Below are 24459 nucleotides of genomic sequence, written 5' to 3' on the forward strand. Positions count from 1 at the left end.
AGGCACTTTTTTCTCTCTCAATCAGTAAAATTTCGCAATTTTTTCTATCGGCATTCTGCTAGTATTAAAAGCTGGTGCAGCTGCTTTTCCTATTGCAATAAGGGTAATCGGAAATTGGTTTTCTGGTAACTCAAAACGTTTCGCAAATGCATCTTTATCAAAACCGCCCATTATAACGGTATCATACCCTCGTTCTTTTGCTAGCAGTAAAATCTGCATGGAAATTAAGCCTGCATCATAGCTAGCAATTTGTGCTAATGTTTGTTTTGGTTGATTGGGATATAAACTTAGCGTATTATTAACCGTTCTATCTGCAATAGATTGATCCATATAGCCAAGGGAAACATTTTTTTCATAGATTTCTTCCACATTTCTATAAGCTTCTGTATCTCCTAACACAGCAATAATCGCTGAGGAATCTTCTATTTGCGCTTGGTTATTGCCAATTTCTCTTAACTCTTTTTTTAGTTCTTGATCTTGAATCACAATAAATCTCCAAGACTGCAAATTACTAGAAGATGGTGCACTTGTTGCTAATGTTAAAATTTCTTCCAGTTCCTTTTTTTCTATTTTATGAGCTGAATCATACACTCTTACCGATTTACGGCTTTTCATTATTTCTTCTAAATGAGACATATTCTTCCTCCAACTAATTAGTTAATTGTTTTCTAGAACCAACTTACCATTAGTAAGTAAAGATTGTCAAAGATGATGAATCGTATTTTTTTACAATAGTTATAAGTTCCATTAAAGAATGTTTATTAAACGTTATAAATTACTTAATCAGAGAGATAGAATTATTTAGTGTTTAAGAATGTTCGTCAGTCGTTTTAAGGTGTGCCTTTAGGAGCATTTCCCTCTTCTTTAAAACTATCTCTCCACTTTCCACCTTCTCTATTTACGAATAATTTTCCTTTTTCCACATACTTTGTACTAATCACCAAACCTGAAAGGAGAATTCACTTTGAATAAAGAAAAATGGCTGGAAATAGAAAAGCTTTTAAAGCAATGTCAGTACGATTTAAAGGTAATACACAATAATCTCATCACATTAGAAAAAATATTGCCTGCACCAAAGGAAAATGTTCATTAAATTCTATTTAGTGGCTGCAGCAGCAAGTTTTCTTATCTCTACATAAAGAGCACCTCTATAGCAATCTACTTCGAAAAGGAATGGATTTTGGAGAATAAACACATTACTATTCTCCTTCTCTTTCTGACTCGCTTCATTTGTGAGTTGCACTCTAAATACTTTTCCTATTAAATTTAATTGTCTCAAAAGCTGATCCTTTTCGAGTAAAGACATTCCACCAGCCTTATTCCATTCCTTTAGGATAGCTATAATATTAATTAAATAGGAATGACATTCCTTTAATACAGCTAAATTTTTGGAATGGGTATTTATTGTTTTCTTTAAGCCTCTTCTATTGTACACAGTGTATTTTATATTTTTAGTTGCTGTTAGTAGGTTTTTGTCGATTTCTTGAATTGTTTGAAGTAATTTCTTATTTAGTCTGTCTACCTCATCAGCCTGTTGCTTATTAAAGTCTGATGCTATCCAAGAAGAAACATATGTAAGTAAATGATCATATTTTTCAGCATAATTTATGACAGCCGTCCTATTTAACACGTTTGGCGGGAAAATAAATAATTGAAGAAAAATAGCAAGAATCCCTCCTAGTACTGTATCCACAATTCGATCCAATCCATAATTCCCAGCGTGCTTTTCTAATGCAAATACTAATAAAATGGACAGGGCAACTTGATGGATGATAACTGTGTTTAATCCGAATATCAGGGCAATGCCGGTACCTGCAAATAGAAATATCCCTAATATCCAGCCTGTTAGCGGTACATATTGAATAAAAAATATAGTCATTAACACCCCAATAATCGTCCCAACGCCCCGCCGAATCGAGAATTGGACAGACTGCTCGAGTGATGGCTGCAAGCACAGAATGAGTGAAAGTGGTGCTAAATATGAATGACTCGAGCCAATAAGCTTGGAAAGCTGCCAGGCAATTGCTGAACCAATTGCCATTTTCATTATTAATATTGTCTTATCATTCCATCTATTTATTTTCATACAAAACCTCACTATATGTTTTTAACTTTAGTATGAGTCTCCTGTAAAAAAACATGCAAAAGGCAGACCTTAGAGTATGTTCTCTTTAGGATCTGCCTTTTTCATTCACTTTAGATTTCTACTAAAAAAGTTTTAATTTCATAGGGCTTTATCGCGAATGTTATCCTTTCATTTTCCTGTTTTTCTCCAATTGTTTCTTCTAGAAGATTACATTCCTGCCATCTTTTCACATGAGCATCTGAGGTTAATTCTACTGTTCCTCTTTTTCCCATAAATTCATGTAAACGAACAATGACTTTATTCCCATCCTCAGCTTTTTTCACTGCATCGATCAAGCAATGATCAGACACTATATGGAATAAAGCAAAATCTTGTGATTGTAACTTTCCTGCCAAACTTTTTAATGGCTGATTTAAATCCCATGCCTCTTGGACTGTTCTCCCTTCTCTCCAGTCACCTTGATGTGGCAGAAGAGAATAAGTAAATGTATGTGCTCCTTGATCTTGTAAATAATCTGGGTAAGTACCTGCCTTAATAAGGGACAAACGCATCACGGAATCTTTGATGTCATAGCCATATTTACAATCATTTAAAAGACTTATTCCATAACCTTGCTCGGATAAATCTGCCCATTGGTGTCCAACCGTTTCAAACTTTGCATAATCCCAGCTTGTATTCCAATGAGTTGGTCGTTGTACATTTCCAAACTGAATATCATAGGTTGCTTGAGTGGAACGAATTTCAACTGGAAATGCCACTTTTAATAGCTGATGCTGTTCATGCCAATCAACAAATGTTTTAAAGTCTATTCTTGGATTTTCAGCATAGAGAATTACCTCTTGCTCTACCTTCGAATGGTGATATGTCCACACAAACTTTATTACTGCTCGCAAGGAGTTGTTTTCGATTATTTCTATCTCTTCTAATGTAGAAATCTCTTGATGCTTTTCTTGATAAAAAATATCAATGTCCCAAGCTTCCCATCTTAACGGCTTATCTTCAAATACTTGCAGGATATTTCCTGCCTGATTTTCCTTTAACACATCTCTTTGTGCTTTTTTATCAAATATACGAATTAATTGTCCCTTTTCATTCCAAAGAATTTGATAAAAAGGTGTCTCTATCCCATTATTATTTATCACAAAAGCAGACTGCTTATTTATACCTTGATTTTCCGACGATTTAAATAAAAGATTAGCTAATCCATGTGATGGAACTTCTTCCACTAATATAAGCCACTTTCCATTTACTTTTTCAACTTGCAGTACTTTTCCATTTTCTGATGACCATTCTCCCTCTTCTAGTCCAAGTTTAACTGGCACCTCCACCAATCCGGAACGCGGCCATGAAGAGTCATTTATCACGGTATACTGATTAGAGACATCTGAATCGATTATTCTCGTTGATACTTGCTCTTGTGCTTCATAAGCCAGTGATTCTGCTTCATCATATTCTAATAGGCTGTCTTCATACACTTCACGAATCGAAGACCCTGGAATGATATCATGGAACTGATTGCGCAATAAAATCGTCCAGCCTTTATGCAGCTCTTCCTGCGGATAAAAGGACCAATCAGAGGCTAATACACCAGCTAGTACACTAAGCAGTTCTGTCTCCCGGTACAATAATTCCTGTTTGCGATTACTTCTTTTATTATAAGCTTGACTGGTATAGGTTCCTCGATGAAATTCTAAATAGAGTTCTCCATCCCATGTATGAACATATTCTTCTGTATTCTTCACTTTTTCATGAAGGAAGTCAAAATAATCGCCTGCTTTAGTTGATTTAACAGCAGGCAGGCCTGGAATTCGGTCAAAACGTCTTCTCATTTCCAGCATATCCCGATTTACTCCACCTCCGCCATCTCCATAGCCATAAGACAACAGTAAATCTTGCGTAATATTTTTGTCCTTATAATTATCCCAAGCACCCTGCACCACATCTGCCTGCATTTCTCCATTATAATCATAAGCCCAGCCTCTACTGTTCGGATACGGTGTAGTTACAAAGTGGGTCAAAATTTCTGTTCCATCAATGCCTCGCCATTGAAAGGTATCATGCGGCATCCGATTATACTGATTCCAGCTAATCTTCGTCGTCATAAAAGTTTCTATTCTTGCTTGTTTAAGAATTTGCGGCAATGACCAGCTATAGCCAAATACATCTGGCAGCCATAAGTACTTACTTGTTACTCCAAATTCTTCTTTTAAGAATCTCGTTCCATGAAGTAATTGACGAACAAAAGATTCACCTGAAGGCAAATTACAATCAGGCTCCAGCCACATCCCGCCTTCTGGTTCCCACCTTCCTTCCGCTACTCTATCTTTCAGCTGGGCATAGATTTCCGGATAATCCTCTTTTAAATAGGCGTATAGCTGAGGCTGTGACTGCATAAATAAGTATTCTGGATATCTTTCCATTAAACGCAATACGGTGGAAAAGGAACGTGCCGCTTTTTCTCGAGTATGCTTTAAGCGCCATAACCAAGCAACATCAATATGGGTGTGGCCAATTGCATGAATCGTTACAGCTGCATGCTTGTCCATCTTTTCTAATGCTGCATTTAAATAGTTATTTGCCTTGTTAATAGATTGATAAAATAAATCCGATCCTGGTTCTGTCCAGTCTATTTCATAAAATGATCGATTTAATGCTGTTAGGATGGTCTGATACTCTGGTCTGTTTTCATCTAAAATATGTATGGTTTGGATCATTGCTTTGGCTGTATAGTATAAATCATCTGTTGCTTCGTCTAGCCAGGCAATCTCTGCCTTCTTTATCTTATGCTCCTGAATACGCGGCTTACCGCCACCCTCTAAGCCAGACCACAAACGAAAAATCAAGCTGACATTTGTGCCGCAATGTTCCTCTTTGAGAAAAACTTCCCGATGATTCGCATCTACACCTTGATAGATTTTCTTATTTACATACAAAAGAGACTCAAAGCCTGAATTCGTTCCACCATCTGTTATGCCAAAATCAAAATAGCCCAATACCTGTTTCCCTTTCCAGCTCATAGGGATTGCTACCTCTGTCTTTAACCAAGCATAATGATCCCTTCCTGCCCAATGATCTCCGACATGAATAGTAGCCCATTCCCCATTTTCTGGTGGTCTCGCACCAATCTCTCCTTCTTCATCTAATTGCATCGAAAAGGAGTCCAAGGAAATTGATTCTCGATAGCGATAATTTTCTAGTTCCTTGATTCGTGCATCCAATTTCTTTTCTGTCCAGAACATAAAAGCCCTCCATATTAAGATAATTTTCAAAATTTCGATTATCTTTATTATCTAACAATAAGAGCTTTAGTCAATGCAAAAAAATAGTTTGGGGCGGAGATGGGGTTATCAAGCTGTTTGAATTCGCCACACTCCCTGTCCTAAATCATTTACATACGTGCTTATTCTTTATACAACAGACAAAAACCCTCCTTAGAAAGGAAGAGTTTTGTTTGTTGTTATTCTATTTCTCTTATTCCACACACCGTTATCTTCCTGCTGCTCTTCTAATCGGTTCAACCTCTATCTCTCTAACCTCTGGTCGGCCAATGGAGAAATAATTAATACCTGCCTTACTTGCTTCCTCTAGGGAAAAACAATTTCTTCCATCAAATATAAATGGTACGTTCATTTTGTTTTTTAAAATAGTTAAATCTATTGCTTTAATTTCAGCCCATTCTGTATAGATAAAGCAAAGATCTGCTCCCTCCAGCGCTTTCTCTGGTGTTTGTTCATAGACTACCTCTGTAGGAAAGTGCTTTTTAAAGTTATCTCCCCCTACTGGATCATAGACATGTACTTTTGCTCCTTCGCTTAATAATATGCGAACATTGGGAATAGAAGGAGCTTCACGCAAATCATCTGTTCCAGGCTTAAAGGTCAGCCCTAGTACTGCTACTTTCATTCCATTGAAAGAGGAAAATTCATTCCGCGCCTTTGAAATCAGCTTAAATTTTTGCTTCTCATTGACCTCAATTGCAGCTTTTACTGTCCGTAAAACATAGCCTTCTTCTTCTGCAAGCCAATGCAGGGCTTTCGTATCTTTTGGAAAACAAGAACCACCATACCCAATGCCTGGATTTAAAAATTTTTTCCCAATGCGCTCATCATAACTCATTCCACTTGTTACATCCTCAATATTCGCACCAACTGATTCACATAAATTAGCAATGTCATTGATAAAAGAAATCTTTAAAGCCAGAAAATCATTCGATGCGTATTTTACCATTTCTGCACTGCGACGATTCATTGTTAAAATCGGCTGTTGAAAAGGTTCATAAATAGAAGTTAAAATCTTCTTAGCCCTTTCGCTTTCTACCCCAATGACAATTCGTGAAGCATGCAGTGTATCTTTAATGGCACTTCCTTGGGCAAGAAATTCAGGATTAGAGGCAACCTCTATCGAAACCTTATGTTTTAAGTGATTTTTTATGTATGTTTCAACACGGTCATTTGTCCCGATGGGAACGGTTGATTTAATAACAATTAAACAATCACGCCTTACACTTTCGGCAATTTGCTTTGCGACTTGAAATACATAGTTTAAGTTAGCAGACCCATCTTCATTTTCGGGCGTCCCGACCCCGATGAAAATAACATCTGATTGCGCATAGGCTTTGTTATAGTCAGTTGTAAAAGTTAATTTTCCGGCCTGTGAATTTTTTTCTATAAGTTTATCTAGCTCTGGCTCATAAATAGGCGAAATCCCTAGATTCAGAAGAACAATTTTCTCTTGGTCTTGATCTACACAAATTACCTTGTGACCAACCTCTGCTAAACAAACACCTGTCACTAATCCAACATATCCTGTACCTGCCACTGTGATATTCATCTTGACAAAACTCCTTATGTAAAAGATTACAAAGACGGCCAAAATCCGTTATTAAAATAAAAAGTCGGAAGATTTAAATAGGAATATAGTTAGTATAATGGTTGATTATTTCATCGCTTATTCTTTTTATATTTTTGGTAAAGGAATGTAAATTTCCCAACTAATCATAAGAGGTAAAAATAGGAAATTTATGCTAAACTATAGCTAAAATAGGAATGGAGGAAGGATCAGTGGTCATTATCTTACTATTTATATCTTTATTGTTTTCTGCAGTCCTCTCTATTTTTACACTCACAAAAACACAGAAGAAATGGGTGGCACTATTCGTTGCATTCTGTGGGAATAGCGTTGTGTTAGCAGGTACGACATGGATTATATATATTTCTAATGAAGAAGTGAGATTATTTGGTTTTGGTCATTCGCCTCTATCCTTGCTGCCACTTTTCATTCCTGTTATTACATGGATTAACTACTTCATTCTTGAGCTAATTAAAAAGTTTTCCAAACGGTCTGACTCATATAGCATTGCTGCAAATAAATAACTTACTTTAACTTTTATTAAAAATTGTAATCGAAAGTTTTTAAGGAAGGAGTAACGAAAGAAAGCCAGCTTCTTAAAAAGCTGACTATCTTTCGTCTTCTGTTTTATCACTTTGCTCTTTATTCCGCTTGTTTCCTTTACTATTATCCTCACTAATACTAGACTGATGTCCCTTAAGGAAGTTTTGATTTTCACTTACAATAACAAAGAATAAGTATGGTGAACCGTATCTGTTATTTGAATCGAGTTGTTAAGAAATGACAAACGCCATCTTCATCACAGCTTAAATCTGTTACTTCTGCTGCCAATTCTTTAATATGGTCTGGAGCATTCTGCATAGCAACCGGCATAGAAACAAATTGAAGCATTTGGATATCGTTATCACTATCGCCAATTCCCATAGTCTCCTCTGCTGAAAGATTAAATCTTTCTAACATCTCTTTAATACCAGTGGCTTTATTTACGTTAGCAACCATTACTTCCACATTATGTGCAGATGAAGTAGATGCTGTAAAGTCGATTTCTTTTCTTAAGTCTTCTAGCACCTGTTTCCATTGATTAATATGTTCTTTTGTTCGAGCAAAAAAATAGAACTTGGAAAACTCTTTGCCTTCAATCGTGTCCTTCCAAGCAATCTTTCTACTGATAGCTTCTTTTCGAGAAAGCCATTCATTAATACCTACGCTTTCTGGTTTCGGTTCTCTGATCTCTTGTATAACATATTCTTTATCCTGACTTAATGTCATTCGAGAGTCCCCATATGGAAATAACTCATAATATACTTTATTCTCTCTTGCCTTTTTAATAATTGTTTCGACTAGTTCTAAAGGTAGAGTATGCTGAAAAATAGGTTCCTTTCCTATGTAACCAGCCATGCCGTTTGAAGTAACATATCCATCCACTTTAAATCCTTCTGGCACGACGGATTCAATTTCATCAAAAGATCTTCCTGTAGCTATAAATACGAATAGACCATCCTTGCGTAGATCATCAATAATCTCCTTTGTCTTCACGCTTACTTGATTCTGGTGATTTAAAATAGTACCATCCATATCAAGAAAAATAGCCTTTGGCTTTTGTAACAAAATAATTCCCCCTTTAACACTCTTCATTGGCAAGTATACACCTCGTTACGTTTTCCCTCAAATGCATTGTTTGTTTTCCTCGAAGGTGAGGAGAGATTAGCTGTTAACTCTTTTTAGCTCTTCGATGATTTTTGGTTTCAACTTTGCAATGAATGCTTTTTTGTTTGCATTTTCTTTCCTTTTTGGCTTTCATCTTGCTGATGAATGCCACTTTTTTTCACTTCTCCCTTCCGTTTCAGCTTTCATTTTGCTGATGAACGCCACTTTTTTCGCTTCTCCCTTCCATTTTGGCTTTCATCTTGGTAATGAACGCCACTTTTTTCGCTTCTCCCTTCCATTTTGGCTTTCATCTTGGTAATGAACGCCACTTTTTTCGCTTCTCCCTTCTATTTTGGCTTTCATCTTGGTAATGAACGCCACTTTTTTCGCTTCTCCCTTCTATTTGGAGTACATCTTAGTTTTTCCATAGCGTTTTTCCTGCAATTCTCGATTTTTCACTTTCCTACCTTCTTCTGGAACGCAAAAAAAACTAGCATGTGCCTTTTAAATACACGCTAGTAATAAACGCTATTGCTGCTCGTCTTTCTTGAGGATTCTAAATTTCAACAATAACCTAGTAAACCAATATGCTACAAATACAATAAATAAATCCAAAAGGAATAAATGAATAACGTTAATTCCTCCATGAAACGTTACCAAGCCCATTGATTTTTCAATATTAGCGCATATAAAAGTATACACAGCACTCAATAACACGGTTAGGATATAAAAGTTTTTCTTGCGATTCGTTGCATATTGATACACTAGCATAAACCCTACTGGCAGAAAGGAACCTGTAATATTTAATGCATTAGGAAGCACCGGTGTAAGAAAGTGGGTATGTGTTAAGAAATTAGTTCTACTCAGTGCAAGGTCTATGTATGCCCAAAGTAGATGAACAGTATAGCCAAAGAATAATATTTCAAATAATCTCCTTCTGTCTACCATAAAATATAATATGATTAATGGTACTAATAAAGATAGAAGAATGATCCAAAACTGCCATGTAGAAAAATCTGAATATTTATCCCAATAGGAAGAATATAATGAATGTAATTGTCCATTTATTTCATTAATTTTATCCCAATATTCCTTGTAGTTCATTTTATTCATCTCCTCCTTAAAAAATTTCCATTATTGAAGGGAGAGGCACGTTTAAGAATCTCCAATAATCGGAGTTAAAGAGACCTGTTTTTGTCTACTTATGACCTTGAGTTATTTCTCTACTTTAAATAGTTTGTACAATTTATTAGTAATTACTCATAAAAAATAGAAAAGGCTCTTTCAATTTTCCACAGCTTGAAATGATTCTAAGAAGAGTGGATGCAGAAGCACCTATAATTTCTTAGAAAAAAAGGCCAAGTGCATCACTTGACCTTGTTCTATAATTCTGATTTCAGCTTTTTTATATAAGAAGGAATTAGATTTTCTCGGCTGCAATTATTGCAATAGAATTGTTTTACGATGTCATCACATAAGTATGTTTTTAGCACAAACGCTGGAATACGTTGAGGCAATCCACAATGCTGGCAGAAAAATACGTATCCAACCTCTTTCTTCATGGACCTCACTCCATTCAGTTATTTTCCACGCCTACTTAATTCCGGTGATGCTGTAACTTCTATACAATTTACCCTTTTATTCCTGATTTTCTACTATTATACTAATAAAATATATGTTAAGCATGAGTACGAGAACTTAATTTTCATATTACTTTTACCTAACATAATATTCCTTTGCACTGTTTTTATTTATTTATCTTTCCAGCATTTGATTTGTTTCCGTCTATAAATGCTTCCCATTCTTCTCTTAATATCCCCATCCGTATGGAGTCATAATATACACCGTTATAGTAGCGGCACTTTCTCATGCGTCCTTCCATTGTCATGCCCAGCTTTTCTCCTACCTTTATCATTCGCTCATTCCCTGACCATGTTGTATATCCAACTCGAACTAATGGCAAAGTCTTAAATAAATGGTCGATCCATAGCTTCAATACCCGCGTTCCATATCCACCACTCCAGTAGTTTGGATTATAGATAACTATTCCCATCTCTAACCATTTGGACGGTTCATGTTCCCAGTAGTAGCCAACCGTTCCTATTAGTTCTTCCCCTACAACAATTGCCCAGTAATCATCTCTTTCTAAGAAGCGCTCTTTTTGAGTTTTTAAGAATCCTTCATAACTTAATGCTTTATGTGCATAATACGGAGCATCCCATTTTTTCCATTCAGGATTTTCTTCTTTAAATGCCAGTGTCCAAAGCTGATAAAGATCTTCCTCCTTAATCGGTCTTACTGTTAATTCTTTATCTTGGTACAATCACTTCACTTCTCCTTTCTTTAGGAATCCCTAAAACCTTCCCTTCGTTTTCCTCTTTTTAAAAAATATAGTACCTATAAAACCAATGACTAATCCTAATATAACGCCAGTTCCGTCGATAATGATGGCGTCTTGCCAATGGCCTGTTCTTCCGGGAACAAAGCTTTGGTGCCACTCATCTGTTAATGCATAAGCAATAGAAAGAGCACCACTTAATAGATACACCCATGGTCGTTTGATTTTCGTTTGCATCAGGGTGAGAAATAACAGCAAAGTTAAGAGGCAATAACCAATTACATGCCCTGCTTTTCGAAATAAAAATTCGATAAAACCATATGGGTCAGAATCCGAAGAGATAATCTGGCCATCATACTCAAATGTTATAGAGGGGAATGGAACATTTGTCAGGTCTATCTTATCTCGTAAAAATGGCTTAATATCCTGTTCTTCATACGGCATATGGGAGAACATAAAAATGATAAACATGGAGACAATGCAGATAAAAAATAATAAATAAAATCTTTTTTTTCGTGAAAACTTTAAGGGCAATTTCTTTTCATTCCTTTTTGTTTATTCCAATTTCAGCGGTCATTCTTTTACCTTAAAATGTAAAATTTGATGAAATGGTGAGTTTTAACCATTATACAATTATTTATCATAAGAAGCGTAGTTTTTTATCTTTATCTTCTACAAATTATCATTAAAAAATATAATAAACAAAATATTCCTATAGTTCAATTTTTTATTGTATAATCAAACTAATCGTTTCGAAAAACGAAATAAATAGGTGACAGAGGAGAATGTTTATGAATAAAGAAATGGAAAAAACACTTTATCGTTCCGAAGTTCCTTTCGAACAAACCTGGAATTTGCGCGATTTGTTCGAAAGCGAAGCTGATTGGAAAAGGGAAGTAGAAGCGATTGAAGAAGATATTCCTACTGTGACACAATTTAAAGGGAAGCTTCACCAAAACGCTAAAATCTTGCTAGATTGTCTAAAAGCTCGAGATGCATTGGATGAAAGATTAGTGAGAGTTCTCACTTATGCAAACCTTAATCAATCTGCAGACGGATCTAATCCTTCCAATCAAGAGAACGATGCAATTGTTTCTTCCCTCTATGCAAAAGTAAGCTCAAGCCTTTCTTTTATTAATTCAGAGATTCTTACGCTTGCAAACGATAAAATAAATACATACCTGAACGAGGAAGAAGAACTACAGCTTTTTTCCAAAACACTAACGGACTTAATGGATTTGAAGCCACATATGTTAACACCTGAAGCAGAGGAAGTATTAGCAGCATTTGGTGAAATCCAGCGTTCTCCTTATATGATTTATCAAAGAAGTAAAACATCAGATATGGAGTTTTCCTCCTTTATAACAAGTGACGGGACAGAATATCCTTTGACATTTAATTCTTTCGAAAAGTACGAAGAATCGGCAGATAAAGAAGTAAGAAGAAAAGCATATGAAGCCTTTTCGGCTGGCCTTAACCGTTATAAAAATACATATGCGGCTACCTATGGAACAGAAGTTAAAAAACAAATAATAGAATCTCGTTTACGAAACTATGAATCTGTAACAGACATGCTTTTACAAGAACAACAAGTCACAAAAGAAATGTACCATAACCAATTGGATACCATTCTTACAGAATTGGCTCCACATATGCGCAGATTCGCCAAATTAAAAGAGCGTGTATTAGGTTTAGAAAAAATCCATTATTGTGATTTAAAGGCTCCGCTCGACACATCCTATGATCCTAAAATTACGTACGAGGAAGCTTCCAAGCTTATCTTAGAAGCGCTTAATATTATGGGACCAGAATATATGGAAATAATGGAAAAAGGCTTAAAAGACCGCTGGGTAGACTTAGCAGATAACCATGGAAAACGATCAGGTGCCTTCTGCTCCAGCCCGTATGGAGTACATCCATACATTTTAATGACATGGCATAACTCAATGCGTAATACGTTTACCTTAGCACATGAACTTGGACATGCTGGACATTTTGCTCTTGCTGGCAAAAATCAAATTATTTCAAATACCCGTCCATCTCGATACTTTATTGAAGCTCCATCCACCATGAACGAAATGCTTTTGAGCAAGTATATTATGAAACAATCTTCAAACAATCAAATTAGAAGATGGGTAATTCTCCAATCACTAGGAACGTATTATCATAATTTTGTTACCCATATTTTAGAAGGGGCACTCCAAAGAAAAGTTTATGACTTAGCAGAACAAGGAACTCCGATTACAGCTAAAGTATTATGTGAACAAAATATCGATGTCTTAAAATCATTCTGGGGAGACAGTGTGGAAATAGATGAAGCAGCAGGCCTAACATGGATGCGCCAACCCCATTATTATATGGGTCTTTACCCATATACGTACTCCGCTGGGCTTACAGCTTCAACTGCCGTATCAGCAATGATTGAGGAAGAAGGACAGCCTGCTGTTGAGCGATGGCTAAAAGTTTTAAAAGCCGGCGGCACTTTAAAACCATTCGATTTAATGAAACTAGCAAATGTAGATATGTCCACCCCTGAGCCAATCCGAAAAGCAATTGCCTATGTTGGAAGCTTAATAGATGAATTAGAAGCAAGCTATAATTAAAAAATACTAAATTTATTTCTCGCAAAATAGTAAATTTCATTAAAAATCAAGTATACAATACAAAGAAAGGAAGAGGAAAACATCCCCTTCCTTTTTCTATTACAGCTTTTCCCCGTTTGACTTAATCACTTCCTGATACCAATAAAAGGAGTCTTTTTTCGAACGGCTCATGGTTCCTTTCCCTTGATTATCTCGATCTACATAAATCATTCCATAGCGTTTTTTCATTTCTCCTGTTGTAAAGGAAACAATATCAATAATTCCCCATGGCGTATATCCAATCAAATCTACTCCATCATACATTACCGCTTTCTCTAATGCTTCAATATGCGCCTTTAAGTAGGCAATTCTTTCCTTGTCATGAATAGAGCCATCAGCTTCGACAGTATCAATAGCGCCAAATCCATTTTCTACAATAAATAAAGGTATTTGATAGCGGTCATATAGACGATTTAACACATAGCGCAGACCTGTCGGATCAATGGACCAGCCCCAATCGCTTGCTTTGATGTACGGATTTTCAACCGCATTTGGCAAGGCGCCATTTACAATATCCCCTGTATTATTATTTTTCACATCGCTCTTTACGGTAGTGGACATATAGTAGCTAAATCCTAAATAATCAACTGTCCCATTGCGTAAAATCTCAGCATCCTCTGGCTTCATTGTAATCGAATAGCCTTCTCGCTTAAATTCCTTTAAGGCATAACTAGGATAATATCCACGAACTTGCACATCTGGGAAGAAATATCTTTGTCTCATTTCTTCTTCCGCTAGCATCACATCTTCTGGATTAGAAGAAAATGGATAGATAGGAATATGGGAAACCATTGCTCCAATTTGGAAATCAGGATTTATTTTTTTGCCAATAGACACAGCTAATGCACTTGCAACTAGCTCATGATGAGCAGTTTGATACATCACTTCTTTCGCATTTTCTCCTTCTTTGACGGTTACTCCAGAATTTGTCCACAAAAAGAGCGGATTAGAAACATCCATTTGATTGTTGATTTCATTAAAAGTCATCCAGTATTTTACTTTGTCTTTATATCGATGGAAGCATGCTTCGGCAAAGCGGACAAAACAATCAACTACTTTTCTATTTCTAAAACCGCCATATTCTCTTGCTAGATGTAACGGCATTTCAAAATGGGATAAGGTAATAACTGGCTGTATTCCGTATTTAAGTAATTCATCAAATACTTGGTCATAGAAGCGCAGTCCTTCTTCATTCGGTTCTAATTCATCCCCTTTTGGAAAAATTCTGCTCCAGCCAATGGAAGTTCGTAAACACTTTAACCCCATTTCAGCAAACAAGGCAATATCCTCTTTGTAACGATGGTAAAAATCAATTGCTTCATGATTTGGATAAAATTGATTTTCTTCAATCAAGTCTGTTATTTTCCTAGGTACTCCATGAGCACCTGCTGTCATAACATCTACTACACTTGGACCTTTACCGCCTTGATTCCAACCACCTTCAAATTGATGTGCAGCTAATGCTCCACCCCATAAAAAATCTTTCGGCATTTTGCTCATCCTTATTTTCCTCCTTTTTATACTATTAAATTGTCTTTTCCTTTACATTATTTTTTAGATTACACTTATATTATAATTGTACCGGTACAATATGATAAATACAATATAATATTTTTATACCTAATTAATCCAAATGAGTTTTTTTCCTATATATGCTATAATCCAGCTATAACGTTTAAGATAATCGAGGTATATATTATGTTAAAATACCAGCAAATCGCAGAAGAAATAGAAAAATATATTGAAGAGCATGGCTTAAAGCAAGGCAGTAAGCTGCCAGTTATTGAGACATTAATGAAGCAATTCGAGGTTAGTAAAAGTACGATTACGAAAACGCTTGAGCTTCTTGAAAAAAGGGGAATCATTTTTCAAGTAAGAGGCAGTGGAATTTTTGTAAGACGACAGAATCGAAAAGGCTATATCAGCTTGCTTTCCAATCAAGGATTTAAAACAGATTTAGAGGATTATACTCTAACCTCCAAAATAATCGAATTAGAGATAAGAAAACCGACTGAGGAAATTGCCCTAAATTTAAATATGGAGCTTCACGAGGAGGTTTATTACGTAAAGAGAATTCGCTATATTAACGGCCAAACTCTTTGTTTAGAGGAATCTTGGTATAATAAAGCCTTCATTACGTATTTAAATAAAGAAATCGTAGCGGAATCTATTTTTCATTACATAACAAAAGGCTTAGGGCTAAAAGTAGGCTTTTCAGATGTGTATTTACATGTAGGGAAATTAACGGAAGAAGAAGCTGCTTATTTGGGATTAGAAAAAGATAATCCTAAATTATTGGTAGAGAGCATTTTTCATCTAACTAATGGGCAGCCTTTTGACTTTTCAAAAGTTACCTATAACTATGAACAATCCCAATTTTTTATCCAGGCAAATAGTCATTTCTTTTAACTGAGGTAACATATAGCTAATCAGGAAAAGTTTCCTAAATCTGAAAAAATATATAATTATTGAAACATTCCTATATTTCCTTTCGTATAACAGGTAGTACATAATTGAAAGGTTGGAATAGATAATGTTAATGGAATTAAAGGATGCTTTTCTTTTCTTAATGGACATCTTTAAAGGAAAACTCCCATTACACGATTTATATTTATTAGTATTCATTATAGTTGTGACATCAATTGCTGAAACCATTCAGGAAAAAAGAAAACCGTCAAACAGGAGTAAAAACGCCATTTTTATATATTTGAAATGGATACCTATCTCCTTTTTGGCTAGTTCTATTTATCTAACAAGTTTTTATTTTCTCACCAATATATTTACAAAATTCTTTTTTACAGCAGAAGTGTTTCATCAAGAACAAAACGTACGCTCTATTGCGTTAATGTCTTTGACTATGACAAGTATTGCTGCGCTAATTATTGCTATTTGGAGACTATATTCATTTTTCATTGTAAAAAAAGCCCTATTAACTTTGATAAGTAATTCGTTGTTAATAGCTATTGGTGTATACTTTATTAACATGTTATGGTATGAAGCTCTCAGAATGCCGATATGGTGTTATGGAATAATAGGATTGGTTAATACAATCTTTATAAGCTTTTTACTTTTAAAAGAGAGAGAAAACTTGCAAAGTAATTCATCTCCTATTAACGCAGTAGATCAATAAATGAAGCAGCTTGGTGCTCGCCCACTAGCAAGCTTATGCAATCTGCGGATGATTACCACTTATACCGAATAAAAAACGAACAATTATACAATATATGCACATAATTGTATAATTGTTCAGACCTATACTTGTTCGAAATCCTTGGGTACTTGCCTCCTTAATTTTTTTCGATCTTTTTAAATTTGATCTAGAAAATCTCACACAGTTTCTCTTTTTTTACATTCTTTCTTAGATTTTAAATCGGTGCACTAGTTCTTGAAGCTCCTCTGCCATTTTAGATAATGCCATGCTTGAGCTTGTTATTTCTTGGAATGAGGCAGTTTGTTCTTCTGTTGCTGCTGCAACACTTTCCGTTCTTTCTAAAGTTTCGCGAGAAGTATGAGCTATTTCTTCCACTGAATCTTGTACCTCTTGTACTTCTGCCGTAATTTCTTGTGCTGTTTCTGCCATCTTTTTAATATGATCTGCAATGGATTCAACACGATTTAATATTTCCTTAATATGTTCATTTGTAGTATCAGATAATTTCGTACCAGCATCTACATTTTCTATTACAAAAGACATATTTTTTTCTGTCGTGTTTGAGTGGTCATGAATAGAACTTATCAGATCGTGTATTTGATTTACAGAAGTACCTGTCATTTCTGATAGCTTTCGAACTTCCTCTGCTACAATCGCAAATCCTTTTCCATGTTCTCCTGCTCTTGCTGCTTCAATGGATGCATTCAATGCTAGCAGATTGGTTTGATTGGATATATCTTGAATACTTGCAAGTACCTCATTAATTTCATTTGTACTTAAAACAAGTGATTTTAATCCATCTCCTGCTAAATCAACAGATGCATGAATTGCCTCCATCTGCATTTGCATTTCAGTCAATGCCAATTCCCCTTCTTTTGCTTTTTCTTTAATAAGCAGAGATTCATTTGCAACTTCGCTGGCAGTATGGGCCACATCCTTAATATTTTTCAAGGAATTATTAACTTCTATTAAACTATTCTGGGTAAGTGAATCTTGCTTATTTCCATTCTCTGCAATGGTTTGAACAGCATCCGCCACTTGCTCTACCGCTACAGTCGATTGTTCCATACTGGAAGCTAATTCATCTGAAGCTTGTGCAACATTTTTAGACGTCTGCCCTACACTTTTTATCATTATTTGAAGAGAATCGACGAATGCGTTAAACGAATGTGCTAATTGACCAAATTCGTTTTTCCCATTCACATTTACTCGCTGTGTTAAGTCCCCTTCTCCAGAAGCAATACTTTGAAGTTGATTATTAATTTTATTTAATGGTCGTAAAATAGACTTTAATAACAGAAAACCTAAGACAATACTCAATAGTGCTGCCACGATGATAATTACGATTAATACCGTTTTTGTTATTTTATTATTTTTTTGATTTTGTTCTTCCAACTGAATAACATCTTGATTAATATGTTCCACTAATTCATTAACTGCCGGATCTAAAACTTCTTTCCTTAATGTCCGTAAATCCCCAAAATGGAGTTTTTCTGCAGCAGATGGATCTTCGATATAAGCCCCAGGCACTTTGTCACTTGTGGCTAAGTACGTTTGTAGACTGGATTGAAACGTTTGGATATCTTCTTTATACTCATAATAATTAGATAAAGTCTCCATTGTTTTCAAAGTATCATGAATGTCTGACTCTTTCTCATTAATTCCGTCACTATATTCTTTATTTCCGGTAAGAAGAAAGCCACGCTCGTCATTAGAAATTCCAGCAATTCGATATTGCAAATGAGTAACTAGACGCTGCATTTCTTTTGCCTCTGTCAGTTCTTTACTATTTGCAATTAACGACTGCAGACTCATATTGCTAAATCCGCCAATCCCCAACAAAGAAATAATTAAAATGAAGAAAATGATTGCCAATTGATATTTTATTTTCATTCTATCCCCCTGAATGCTTCTAGCTTTATTCTTTTGTCCATTTACTTTCTATATATCGGAGGCTTTTATTTTTTATATAGTTTGAATGCGATACCAAATTTTCTTTTCACAAGAAAATTTATATTTATATCGGCAGATAAAAAAGACAGCTTAAAAAAGCTGCCTTTTTTTAATTCCCCACCCTAATTTTCCCATTATTTGTTTTCAGCTTTACTTTATTTTCTCCGTTTCCAATCACGGTACTTCCTTTGTATTTATCTAAAATATTGATGCTGCCATCATCAACTTGAACATCGAATGTGACATTTGTTGGTTCCTTATCTGTTACAATTTCGATACTGCCATCATCTGTTTCCAGCTGTATCGCCTGATCCAATGTGGCAGTTTTCATCGAAATTCTCCCATTATTCGTTTCTCCTTTCACGCTTCCGCTTACATGATCCAGCGATACTCTTCCATTGTCAGAGTTTACTTCTACACTTCTGGATTGAATATTTTGCAGATGGATGCGACCATTATTACTTTCTGCCTGTACTTGCTCAACCATTAGGTCCGCTAAATCAATCTTTCCATTATCATTATTTATGCGAAGGGATTTATATTCCTTCACAGGTACAAGAATTTTTAAGGTAAGTGATTCATCTATAAAATTCATCTGAAAAAAGCTAATTTGTTTTTCATTCCAATTTACAACCAGTTTTTCCCCAACTACCTTGGCAGTAAAACTTCCCTTCGTTTCAGAGGAACCTTTTCCTTGCAACACAACCTTTGTTTCCTTCTCTGCTGTGGGAATAATTTCAATCCCTGCATTATTGGAATCTACTTCAATTCCAGTAATATCATTTTCCTTAAATACTTTCTCTTCATGAATATCTATACTGTTATCGCGGAATGTTAGGAATGCCCCTATGCCGCCAATTAGAACAAGAATAAGTCCAGTGACCATTAATTTTTTTAGACTAATCATGCTTTTGGCCTCCCTTCACCAATTTTGCATTAAATTTCAAATAATTGATAAAGCCTTTTGAAGAAATTCTTGTAATGTAATACATACCAATTACAATAAAAATTCCTAATCCCACTAGCAAAATGGTCATAAATAATTTAAAAAATGCAAAACTACCTGGATGAAAAACACTGTCCACAAGAACAAGTAGTGGGGAGAGTATAAAAGACGCACCAACTATCCACCCTGATAGAATAAGGGATGCTATCACAAGAAATGGTCCAAGTACAATAACCAAATTAAAGAATCCTAAACCAATAACCGCCCATACTGCTCGAAGAATATTTCCCGTTGTTCTGCTTTTTTCCACCTTTTCAAGGTGATAGGCAGCTATTAATTCTTTCGTAATTTGCTGAGGAGATCCTAAAGACTTGGCTATTTCTTCCTCTGTTTTTCCATCTTCTTTGCCTATAAAAAAATGTTCTTCATAATCATGGATGATATCTTTTCGTTCCTCTTGCGGAAGCTTTTTTAATCCAGCTTGGAGCTGTTTTAAAAATTGCTCTTTAGTCATTATTTACACCTTCTTTTATTAATTGATTGACACCATTAGAAAATTCATTCCATTCCGTAATAAGTTTATTAAGATAGGTTCTTCCTTTATCGGTTAACTTGTAGTATTTACGCGAAGGACCTTCTGTTGACTCTTGTAAATAAGTTGTAAAATATTCTTCTTTTGTTAATCTTCTTAAGAGGGGATAAACAGAGCCCTCTGAAATTTCAATTTGATTGGATATCTTTTGAACGAGTTCATAGCCATAGCGGTCCTTTTTATCTAAAAGAACAAGTACACATAACTCTAAGACACCCTTTTTAAACTGTACATTCATCTTTTCCACCTACCTTTATTCATCATTCAGTACCTTATAATAAACAGTACCATAGTAAAAATAATACCTATTGCCAATAATATACCATTTAGTATTGTTCATTGCAAGGTACTGATTAAAAAATAAATTTAGATTTCTCTTTAAAACGATTAAAATAGCACAGAAACCTATATCTGCACCATTTAATGAGGACATAAAAAAATAATTCGATTATAAAAAAAGAGAGGATTATCTCCCCTCTTCCTACTGCTTATAACCATTCTCTACGCCATGCCGTCACATTTTCTTCTCTGTAAATTTCAGCTTTTCCAATGGATTGAAATAAATTCATTTTATATTTTACTATTTCTTTAGCTGCATCAATGCATGCTGGATATATTGCGTTAGGATCCCAAAGCTCTGTTTCAGCTAAAATCTCACGGCATTTTTTATAAAATGCGTACTTATAATCTGATGAGATATTCACTTTTTGAATACCAATCTGAACAGCCTCTGCAATTTCTTCATCTGGATTAGCTGAGCCGCCATGAAGCACAAGAGGAATGTCGACCGTTTCTTTAATTTCTTTTAAAATATCCATTCTCAACTTTGGCTCCATATCTTTTGGATAAATACCGTGACAAGTACCGATTGCAATTGCCAATGTATCTACCCCTGTTTTCTCTACAAATTCTTGGGCGTCTTCTGGTCTAGTATAAATTACCTCCGATACCCCGCCCTCTACTGATGTACCTGTATTTCCAATTGTTCCTAATTCTCCTTCCACTGATACTCCCAGCGAATGGCTCACTTCTACTATCTGTTTCGTTAACTGAATATTTTCTTCTAAAGAAAGCAAGGAGCCATCAATCATGACGGAACTAAAGCCTGCATGAATCGCCCGCATAATATCAGCCATATTTCCGCCATGATCTAAATGCAGAACAAATGGAACATGGCTATTTTTAATTCTCGTTAATACATAAGAGAAAAAATCATCTTTGACAAAGTCTAATTCAGTTGGATGTACTGCAATTATCGCAGGAGAATTATTGCTTTCTGCCTCTTCAACTACTACTCTCAAAAAGTTACTATCTGCTACATTAAATGCTCCAACGGCAAATTGATGTTTTTGTGCTACTTCTAATAACTGCTTCATATTTAATAACATAATATATTCCTCTTTTCTTTAAATTTATAATGACTTTCCTTCAGTGCCTGCCAGTTCAATATAATATTTAACTAAATCTTTTCCAGCCTTAATCGTTTGATGAATAATATCAAAATAATCTATTTCGTTTCTAACCATGTTTTCTTTTATACTATTTACCTGTGCTTTAAAAAAATCAGAGCCAACATTAATCTTATTAATACCTAATGAAATAGACTTTCTTATGTTTTCTTCTCCACATCCAGATCCTCCATGGAGCACAAGCGGGATACCCGTTTCTCCTTTAATTTTTTCTAAAATATCGAATCGAAAAGCTGGAATATAACCATCTGGATAATCCCCGTGACTAGAGCCATAAGAAATAGCCAGCGCATCTATTCCTGTTTCTTTTGCATATCTAATGGCTAAATCAGGATTCGTATACATTTCATCATCTGTCATCTGGTTCCTAGAAACAGAACCGATATTACCAATCTCCCCTTCGACGCTCGCATCATAGCTTTGCGCGAATTCTACCATTTCTTTCGTTATTCTTATATTCTCATCAATTGGATAACGAGAAGCATCCATCATTACACTAGAAAATCCATCTCTTAAGCATCTCTTCACAAATCCAACATCCTGCCCATGGTCTAAATTAATAGCTACTTCTACACTTGCTGCATTTGCCATTTCTATAATTGGTCTTGTTAATAACTTACTTCCCAAATGCTGCATTAAATGATCTTGTAATAAATCTACAATGATAGGTGCTCTCAATTCTTGTGCTGCTTCAATCACTGCCTTAGCTGTTTCTAGGTTAAAGCAGTTGATTGCCATTACCGCATATTTCCCTTGGTTGGCACGTGCAAGCATTCCCTTCATCGAAACATACATTCTAAGTCCCCTCCTTTATTGACTTACTCTCTAGCAAAATAAGCGTTCTTTCATTCAGGTTAAAATGTAATCTTCACATCTGATAAATCTACTTCTTCCTCTTCACTCGATGTTTCTTCTATTTCTGCAGCTGGTTCCTTCTTCCATAAGAACAGCATAACTCCGGTAATGAGTGACCCGATAAGTAATGCCACACAAAATAGAATTGGATGTGTCATCGCAGGTACAATAAACATTCCTCCTGATGGAACCGGAGATCCTACCCCCCACATCATAGAGAACCCTCCTCCAACGGCTGCTCCAATGGTGCATGAAGCAACAACTCTTACAATATCTACTGCTGCAATCGGGATAACGCCTTCTGTAATCATGCATATTCCCATCGGTAGAGCTATTTTGATGTTATCTTCTTCCGATTTTGTATATCGTTTCTTCTGAAATAATTTAGAAAGTCCCCAAGAAATGGCTACACCAAATGGGGGAACCATTGATGCCAATATTTTTACAGCTTCTGGCTCGTATATGCCCTCTAATAGCAAACCATCTGCAAACAATGAGGCTACTTTATTAACTGGCCCGCCAAAATCAAATGCTGCCATTCCCCCTAATATTGCCCCAAAAACAAATCTCATCGATCCCTGCATACTTGTTAGAAAAGAAGTTAAGCCCTCTGTTGCCCATACAATCGGAACGCCAAGCACAAAAAACATAAGTAATCCGATAACTAAACTCGATATTAAAGGAATAATCATCATTGGCATTAAGCCTTCTGCCCACTTTGGCACTTTTAAATTTTTTCTTAAAAATAAAACAAAGTAACCAACAATAAATCCACCTAGCATCCCACCTAAAAATCCTGCTCCAATGGCGTTTGCGATCAATCCCATTAATAACCCTGGAGCAATACCTGGACGATCTGCTATGGAATATGCTATTGCTCCTGAAATAACAGGAGCTAATAACCCCATTCCAAGTACTCCTAACGAAACAAGTGCTGAGGGAATATCAAAGGAAGCTTTATAATCTTCAATGACCGAACCACCTGTAAGATTCCCAATTGCAATTAAAAGTCCTGATGCCACAACAAGTGGCAGCATATAACTAATGGCTGTTAAAGCATGCTTTTTTACTTGCATTTTCTTCAGCATCTAGTAGACCCCCTCACTGTTTATTTAGCTCAGCGTCAATCTTTTGGTAAAGCTGTTTCGGTGCCTTTATGGCAATATGTGTAGGTATCTCAACAATTTTCTTCCCAGCAAAACGTTCTTTTCCACTTACCTTGATATCTGCAGCAATTATGACCAAATCAGCTTCCTCTATTTCCTTAGTCGTTAACTCATCCTCAATTCCAATGGTCCCTTGTGTCTCGATACGAACTTTATGTCCCAGCTCTTGGCCTGCTTTAATCAATTTTTCTTTCGCAATATACGTATGAGCAATACCAGATGTACAAGCTGAAATCCCCACAATATTCATCATGATTCCCTCCAAATTTATAAGTTTTTAATAAAATGCACCTTAATCATTTTTCGTTAATACCTTTAAAAATTCTTTCTTTGTCTGCAGTGTTTGGAACTTACTAATCGTTTCCTCATCCGCTAATAAGACAGCTACCTTTTGTAATAATTTAATATGGATAGTGGTTTTATCCGTGTCTTTAACAGCAAATAAGATAATAATATTGATAGGATTTCCATCAAGCGATTCCCATTCTATAAATGATTGGGTTCTTCCTATTGCAATAGATGTCTTTCGTACATGCTTTGATTTACCATGGGGGATAGCCACCCCCTTCTCCAAACCAGTAACACCTTCTTCTTCTCGATACATCACATCCTTTATAAATCCTTCTTTATTCGATATACAACCGTTTTCATATAATAGGTCAGTTAACTCATTCAATACTTCTTCCTTTGTAGTTCCTTGCAAATTTAACTCGATAAGATCTTCTGTTACTACCTTATGAAAATCTAATTCTTCTATTTTCATGTC

Annotated in this window: 25 protein-coding genes; 5 read left to right on the forward strand and 20 right to left on the reverse strand. The window is 35.5% G+C overall.

The features are described 5' to 3' along the window. Positions 1-21: 21 nt before the first annotated feature. On the reverse strand, positions 22-636 hold the full coding sequence (locus BCI01S_RS08065; protein ID WP_047943867.1) for a nitroreductase family protein: 615 nt from the start codon (positions 634-636) through the stop codon (positions 22-24). A 328-nt stretch (positions 637-964) separates the two neighbouring features. Here BCI01S_RS08065 and BCI01S_RS26175 point away from each other — a divergent pair, with 328 nt between their 5' ends. Beyond that, a complete protein-coding gene (locus tag BCI01S_RS26175) occupies positions 965-1093 on the forward strand; it encodes a hypothetical protein (protein WP_268874805.1) in 129 nt (42 codons plus the stop codon). A gap of 3 nt (positions 1094-1096) precedes the next feature. On the opposite strand, the gene BCI01S_RS08070 is transcribed toward BCI01S_RS26175, so the two are convergent. From BCI01S_RS08070 to BCI01S_RS08080, 3 genes are all read right to left on the reverse strand, one after another. Further along, positions 1097-2086, reverse strand: coding sequence for an FUSC family protein (locus BCI01S_RS08070; RefSeq protein WP_061798080.1), 990 nt, complete (start codon positions 2084-2086; stop codon positions 1097-1099). A 110-nt stretch (positions 2087-2196) separates the two neighbouring features. Beyond that, positions 2197-5325, reverse strand: coding sequence for an alpha-mannosidase (locus tag BCI01S_RS08075; protein WP_047943864.1), 3129 nt, complete (start codon positions 5323-5325; stop codon positions 2197-2199). Positions 5326-5572: 247 nt separating this feature from the next. Next, positions 5573-6916, reverse strand: coding sequence for a UDP-glucose dehydrogenase family protein (locus BCI01S_RS08080; protein ID WP_061798082.1), 1344 nt, complete (start codon positions 6914-6916; stop codon positions 5573-5575). Between the two features lie 230 nt (positions 6917-7146). Between BCI01S_RS08080 and BCI01S_RS08085 the strand changes: the two genes are divergently transcribed. Further along, the gene (locus tag BCI01S_RS08085) at positions 7147-7458 is read left to right on the forward strand and encodes a hypothetical protein (RefSeq protein ID WP_047943862.1); all 312 of its coding nucleotides are present in this window, start codon (positions 7147-7149) and stop codon (positions 7456-7458) included. A gap of 232 nt (positions 7459-7690) precedes the next feature. Here the strand turns inward: BCI01S_RS08085 and BCI01S_RS08090 are convergent, their stop codons facing one another. From BCI01S_RS08090 to BCI01S_RS08105, 6 genes are all read right to left on the reverse strand, one after another. Continuing rightward, positions 7691-8542, reverse strand: a complete 852-nt coding sequence (locus BCI01S_RS08090) for an HAD family hydrolase (RefSeq protein ID WP_047943861.1) — start codon at positions 8540-8542, stop codon at positions 7691-7693. A 242-nt stretch (positions 8543-8784) separates the two neighbouring features. Beyond that, the gene (locus tag BCI01S_RS26180) at positions 8785-8910 is read right to left on the reverse strand and encodes a hypothetical protein (RefSeq protein ID WP_268874806.1); all 126 of its coding nucleotides are present in this window, start codon (positions 8908-8910) and stop codon (positions 8785-8787) included. Positions 8911-9109: 199 nt separating this feature from the next. Further along, a complete protein-coding gene (locus tag BCI01S_RS08095; RefSeq protein ID WP_047943860.1) occupies positions 9110-9685 on the reverse strand; it encodes a hypothetical protein in 576 nt (191 codons plus the stop codon). 278 nt (positions 9686-9963) lie between these two features. Next, positions 9964-10143, reverse strand: coding sequence for a hypothetical protein (locus BCI01S_RS25210; protein ID WP_144544645.1), 180 nt, complete (start codon positions 10141-10143; stop codon positions 9964-9966). 185 nt (positions 10144-10328) lie between these two features. Then, a complete protein-coding gene (locus BCI01S_RS08100) occupies positions 10329-10904 on the reverse strand; it encodes a GNAT family N-acetyltransferase (protein WP_047943859.1) in 576 nt (191 codons plus the stop codon). A gap of 30 nt (positions 10905-10934) precedes the next feature. Then, on the reverse strand, positions 10935-11453 hold the full coding sequence (locus tag BCI01S_RS08105) for a VanZ family protein (RefSeq protein WP_053215766.1): 519 nt from the start codon (positions 11451-11453) through the stop codon (positions 10935-10937). Between the two features lie 257 nt (positions 11454-11710). Between BCI01S_RS08105 and pepF the strand changes: the two genes are divergently transcribed. Next, a complete protein-coding gene (pepF, locus tag BCI01S_RS08110) occupies positions 11711-13522 on the forward strand; it encodes an oligoendopeptidase F (protein ID WP_047943858.1) in 1812 nt (603 codons plus the stop codon). A gap of 99 nt (positions 13523-13621) precedes the next feature. On the opposite strand, the gene bglA is transcribed toward pepF, so the two are convergent. Continuing rightward, a complete protein-coding gene (gene bglA, locus BCI01S_RS08115; protein WP_047943857.1) occupies positions 13622-15061 on the reverse strand; it encodes a 6-phospho-beta-glucosidase BglA in 1440 nt (479 codons plus the stop codon). A gap of 198 nt (positions 15062-15259) precedes the next feature. Here bglA and BCI01S_RS08120 point away from each other — a divergent pair, with 198 nt between their 5' ends. Together BCI01S_RS08120 and BCI01S_RS08125 are read left to right on the forward strand one after the other, a co-directional pair. Next, positions 15260-15970: a GntR family transcriptional regulator gene (locus BCI01S_RS08120; protein WP_047943856.1), complete on the forward strand. Its 711-nt coding sequence runs from the start codon at positions 15260-15262 to the stop codon at positions 15968-15970. Positions 15971-16094: 124 nt separating this feature from the next. Continuing rightward, a complete protein-coding gene (locus BCI01S_RS08125; RefSeq protein WP_053215765.1) occupies positions 16095-16691 on the forward strand; it encodes a hypothetical protein in 597 nt (198 codons plus the stop codon). 228 nt (positions 16692-16919) lie between these two features. Here the strand turns inward: BCI01S_RS08125 and BCI01S_RS08130 are convergent, their stop codons facing one another. From BCI01S_RS08130 to BCI01S_RS08170, 9 genes are all read right to left on the reverse strand, one after another. Beyond that, the gene (locus BCI01S_RS08130) at positions 16920-18605 is read right to left on the reverse strand and encodes a methyl-accepting chemotaxis protein (RefSeq protein ID WP_047943855.1); all 1686 of its coding nucleotides are present in this window, start codon (positions 18603-18605) and stop codon (positions 16920-16922) included. A 169-nt stretch (positions 18606-18774) separates the two neighbouring features. Further along, on the reverse strand, positions 18775-19572 hold the full coding sequence (locus BCI01S_RS08135) for a DUF4097 family beta strand repeat-containing protein (protein ID WP_047943854.1): 798 nt from the start codon (positions 19570-19572) through the stop codon (positions 18775-18777). Further along, complete coding sequence (locus BCI01S_RS08140) at positions 19565-20125, reverse strand: HAAS signaling domain-containing protein (protein ID WP_047943853.1); 561 nt, start codon at positions 20123-20125, stop codon at positions 19565-19567. Before BCI01S_RS08140 ends, BCI01S_RS08135 begins: the two co-directional genes overlap by 8 nt. Then, positions 20118-20441, reverse strand: coding sequence for a PadR family transcriptional regulator (locus BCI01S_RS08145; protein ID WP_047943852.1), 324 nt, complete (start codon positions 20439-20441; stop codon positions 20118-20120). Before BCI01S_RS08145 ends, BCI01S_RS08140 begins: the two co-directional genes overlap by 8 nt. Positions 20442-20691: 250 nt before the next feature. Next, the gene (locus tag BCI01S_RS08150) at positions 20692-21591 is read right to left on the reverse strand and encodes a ketose-bisphosphate aldolase (protein ID WP_047943851.1); all 900 of its coding nucleotides are present in this window, start codon (positions 21589-21591) and stop codon (positions 20692-20694) included. 24 nt (positions 21592-21615) lie between these two features. Beyond that, positions 21616-22467 carry a class II fructose-bisphosphate aldolase gene (locus BCI01S_RS08155; RefSeq protein ID WP_047943850.1) on the reverse strand — a complete coding sequence of 284 codons (852 nt, stop codon included), beginning with the start codon at positions 22465-22467 and terminating at the stop codon, positions 21616-21618. 59 nt (positions 22468-22526) lie between these two features. After that, positions 22527-23612 (reverse strand): PTS fructose transporter subunit IIC, encoded by a 1086-nt coding sequence (locus BCI01S_RS08160; protein WP_095258446.1) that lies wholly within the window; start codon positions 23610-23612, stop codon positions 22527-22529. A 16-nt stretch (positions 23613-23628) separates the two neighbouring features. Beyond that, positions 23629-23943: a PTS fructose transporter subunit IIB gene (locus BCI01S_RS08165; protein ID WP_047943848.1), complete on the reverse strand. Its 315-nt coding sequence runs from the start codon at positions 23941-23943 to the stop codon at positions 23629-23631. Between the two features lie 42 nt (positions 23944-23985). Further along, positions 23986-24456 (reverse strand): PTS sugar transporter subunit IIA, encoded by a 471-nt coding sequence (locus BCI01S_RS08170; protein ID WP_047943877.1) that lies wholly within the window; start codon positions 24454-24456, stop codon positions 23986-23988. Between the last annotated feature and the right edge of the window lie 3 nt (positions 24457-24459).

This window comes from Niallia circulans NBRC 13626 (genome assembly GCF_001591585.1).
In the GTDB taxonomy this organism is placed as follows: Bacteria; Bacillota; Bacilli; order Bacillales; family Cytobacillaceae; genus Niallia; species Niallia circulans.

What these genes read in the sequence shown, in the direction of transcription:
- BCI01S_RS08145 (WP_047943852.1), bottom strand. Translation starts at nt 20,441, where the DNA reads ATGAATGTACAGTTTAAAAAGGGTGTCTTAGAGTTATGTGTACTTGTT.
- BCI01S_RS25210 (WP_144544645.1), bottom strand. Translation starts at nt 10,143, where the DNA reads ATGAAGAAAGAGGTTGGATACGTATTTTTCTGCCAGCATTGTGGATTG.
- BCI01S_RS08095 (WP_047943860.1), bottom strand. Translation starts at nt 9,685, where the DNA reads ATGAACTACAAGGAATATTGGGATAAAATTAATGAAATAAATGGACAA.
- BCI01S_RS08165 (WP_047943848.1), bottom strand. Translation starts at nt 23,943, where the DNA reads ATGAATATTGTGGGGATTTCAGCTTGTACATCTGGTATTGCTCATACG.
- BCI01S_RS08135 (WP_047943854.1), bottom strand. Translation starts at nt 19,572, where the DNA reads ATGATTAGTCTAAAAAAATTAATGGTCACTGGACTTATTCTTGTTCTA.
- BCI01S_RS08075 (WP_047943864.1), bottom strand. Translation starts at nt 5,325, where the DNA reads ATGTTCTGGACAGAAAAGAAATTGGATGCACGAATCAAGGAACTAGAA.
- pepF (WP_047943858.1), top strand. Translation starts at nt 11,711, where the DNA reads ATGAATAAAGAAATGGAAAAAACACTTTATCGTTCCGAAGTTCCTTTC.
- BCI01S_RS08155 (WP_047943850.1), bottom strand. Translation starts at nt 22,467, where the DNA reads ATGTATGTTTCGATGAAGGGAATGCTTGCACGTGCCAACCAAGGGAAA.
- BCI01S_RS08125 (WP_053215765.1), top strand. Translation starts at nt 16,095, where the DNA reads ATGTTAATGGAATTAAAGGATGCTTTTCTTTTCTTAATGGACATCTTT.
- BCI01S_RS08080 (WP_061798082.1), bottom strand. Translation starts at nt 6,916, where the DNA reads ATGAATATCACAGTGGCAGGTACAGGATATGTTGGATTAGTGACAGGT.
- BCI01S_RS08140 (WP_047943853.1), bottom strand. Translation starts at nt 20,125, where the DNA reads ATGACTAAAGAGCAATTTTTAAAACAGCTCCAAGCTGGATTAAAAAAG.
- BCI01S_RS08120 (WP_047943856.1), top strand. Translation starts at nt 15,260, where the DNA reads ATGTTAAAATACCAGCAAATCGCAGAAGAAATAGAAAAATATATTGAA.
- BCI01S_RS08150 (WP_047943851.1), bottom strand. Translation starts at nt 21,591, where the DNA reads ATGTTATTAAATATGAAGCAGTTATTAGAAGTAGCACAAAAACATCAA.
- BCI01S_RS08070 (WP_061798080.1), bottom strand. Translation starts at nt 2,086, where the DNA reads ATGAAAATAAATAGATGGAATGATAAGACAATATTAATAATGAAAATG.
- bglA (WP_047943857.1), bottom strand. Translation starts at nt 15,061, where the DNA reads ATGAGCAAAATGCCGAAAGATTTTTTATGGGGTGGAGCATTAGCTGCA.
- BCI01S_RS08170 (WP_047943877.1), bottom strand. Translation starts at nt 24,456, where the DNA reads ATGAAAATAGAAGAATTAGATTTTCATAAGGTAGTAACAGAAGATCTT.
- BCI01S_RS08065 (WP_047943867.1), bottom strand. Translation starts at nt 636, where the DNA reads ATGTCTCATTTAGAAGAAATAATGAAAAGCCGTAAATCGGTAAGAGTG.
- BCI01S_RS08130 (WP_047943855.1), bottom strand. Translation starts at nt 18,605, where the DNA reads ATGAAAATAAAATATCAATTGGCAATCATTTTCTTCATTTTAATTATT.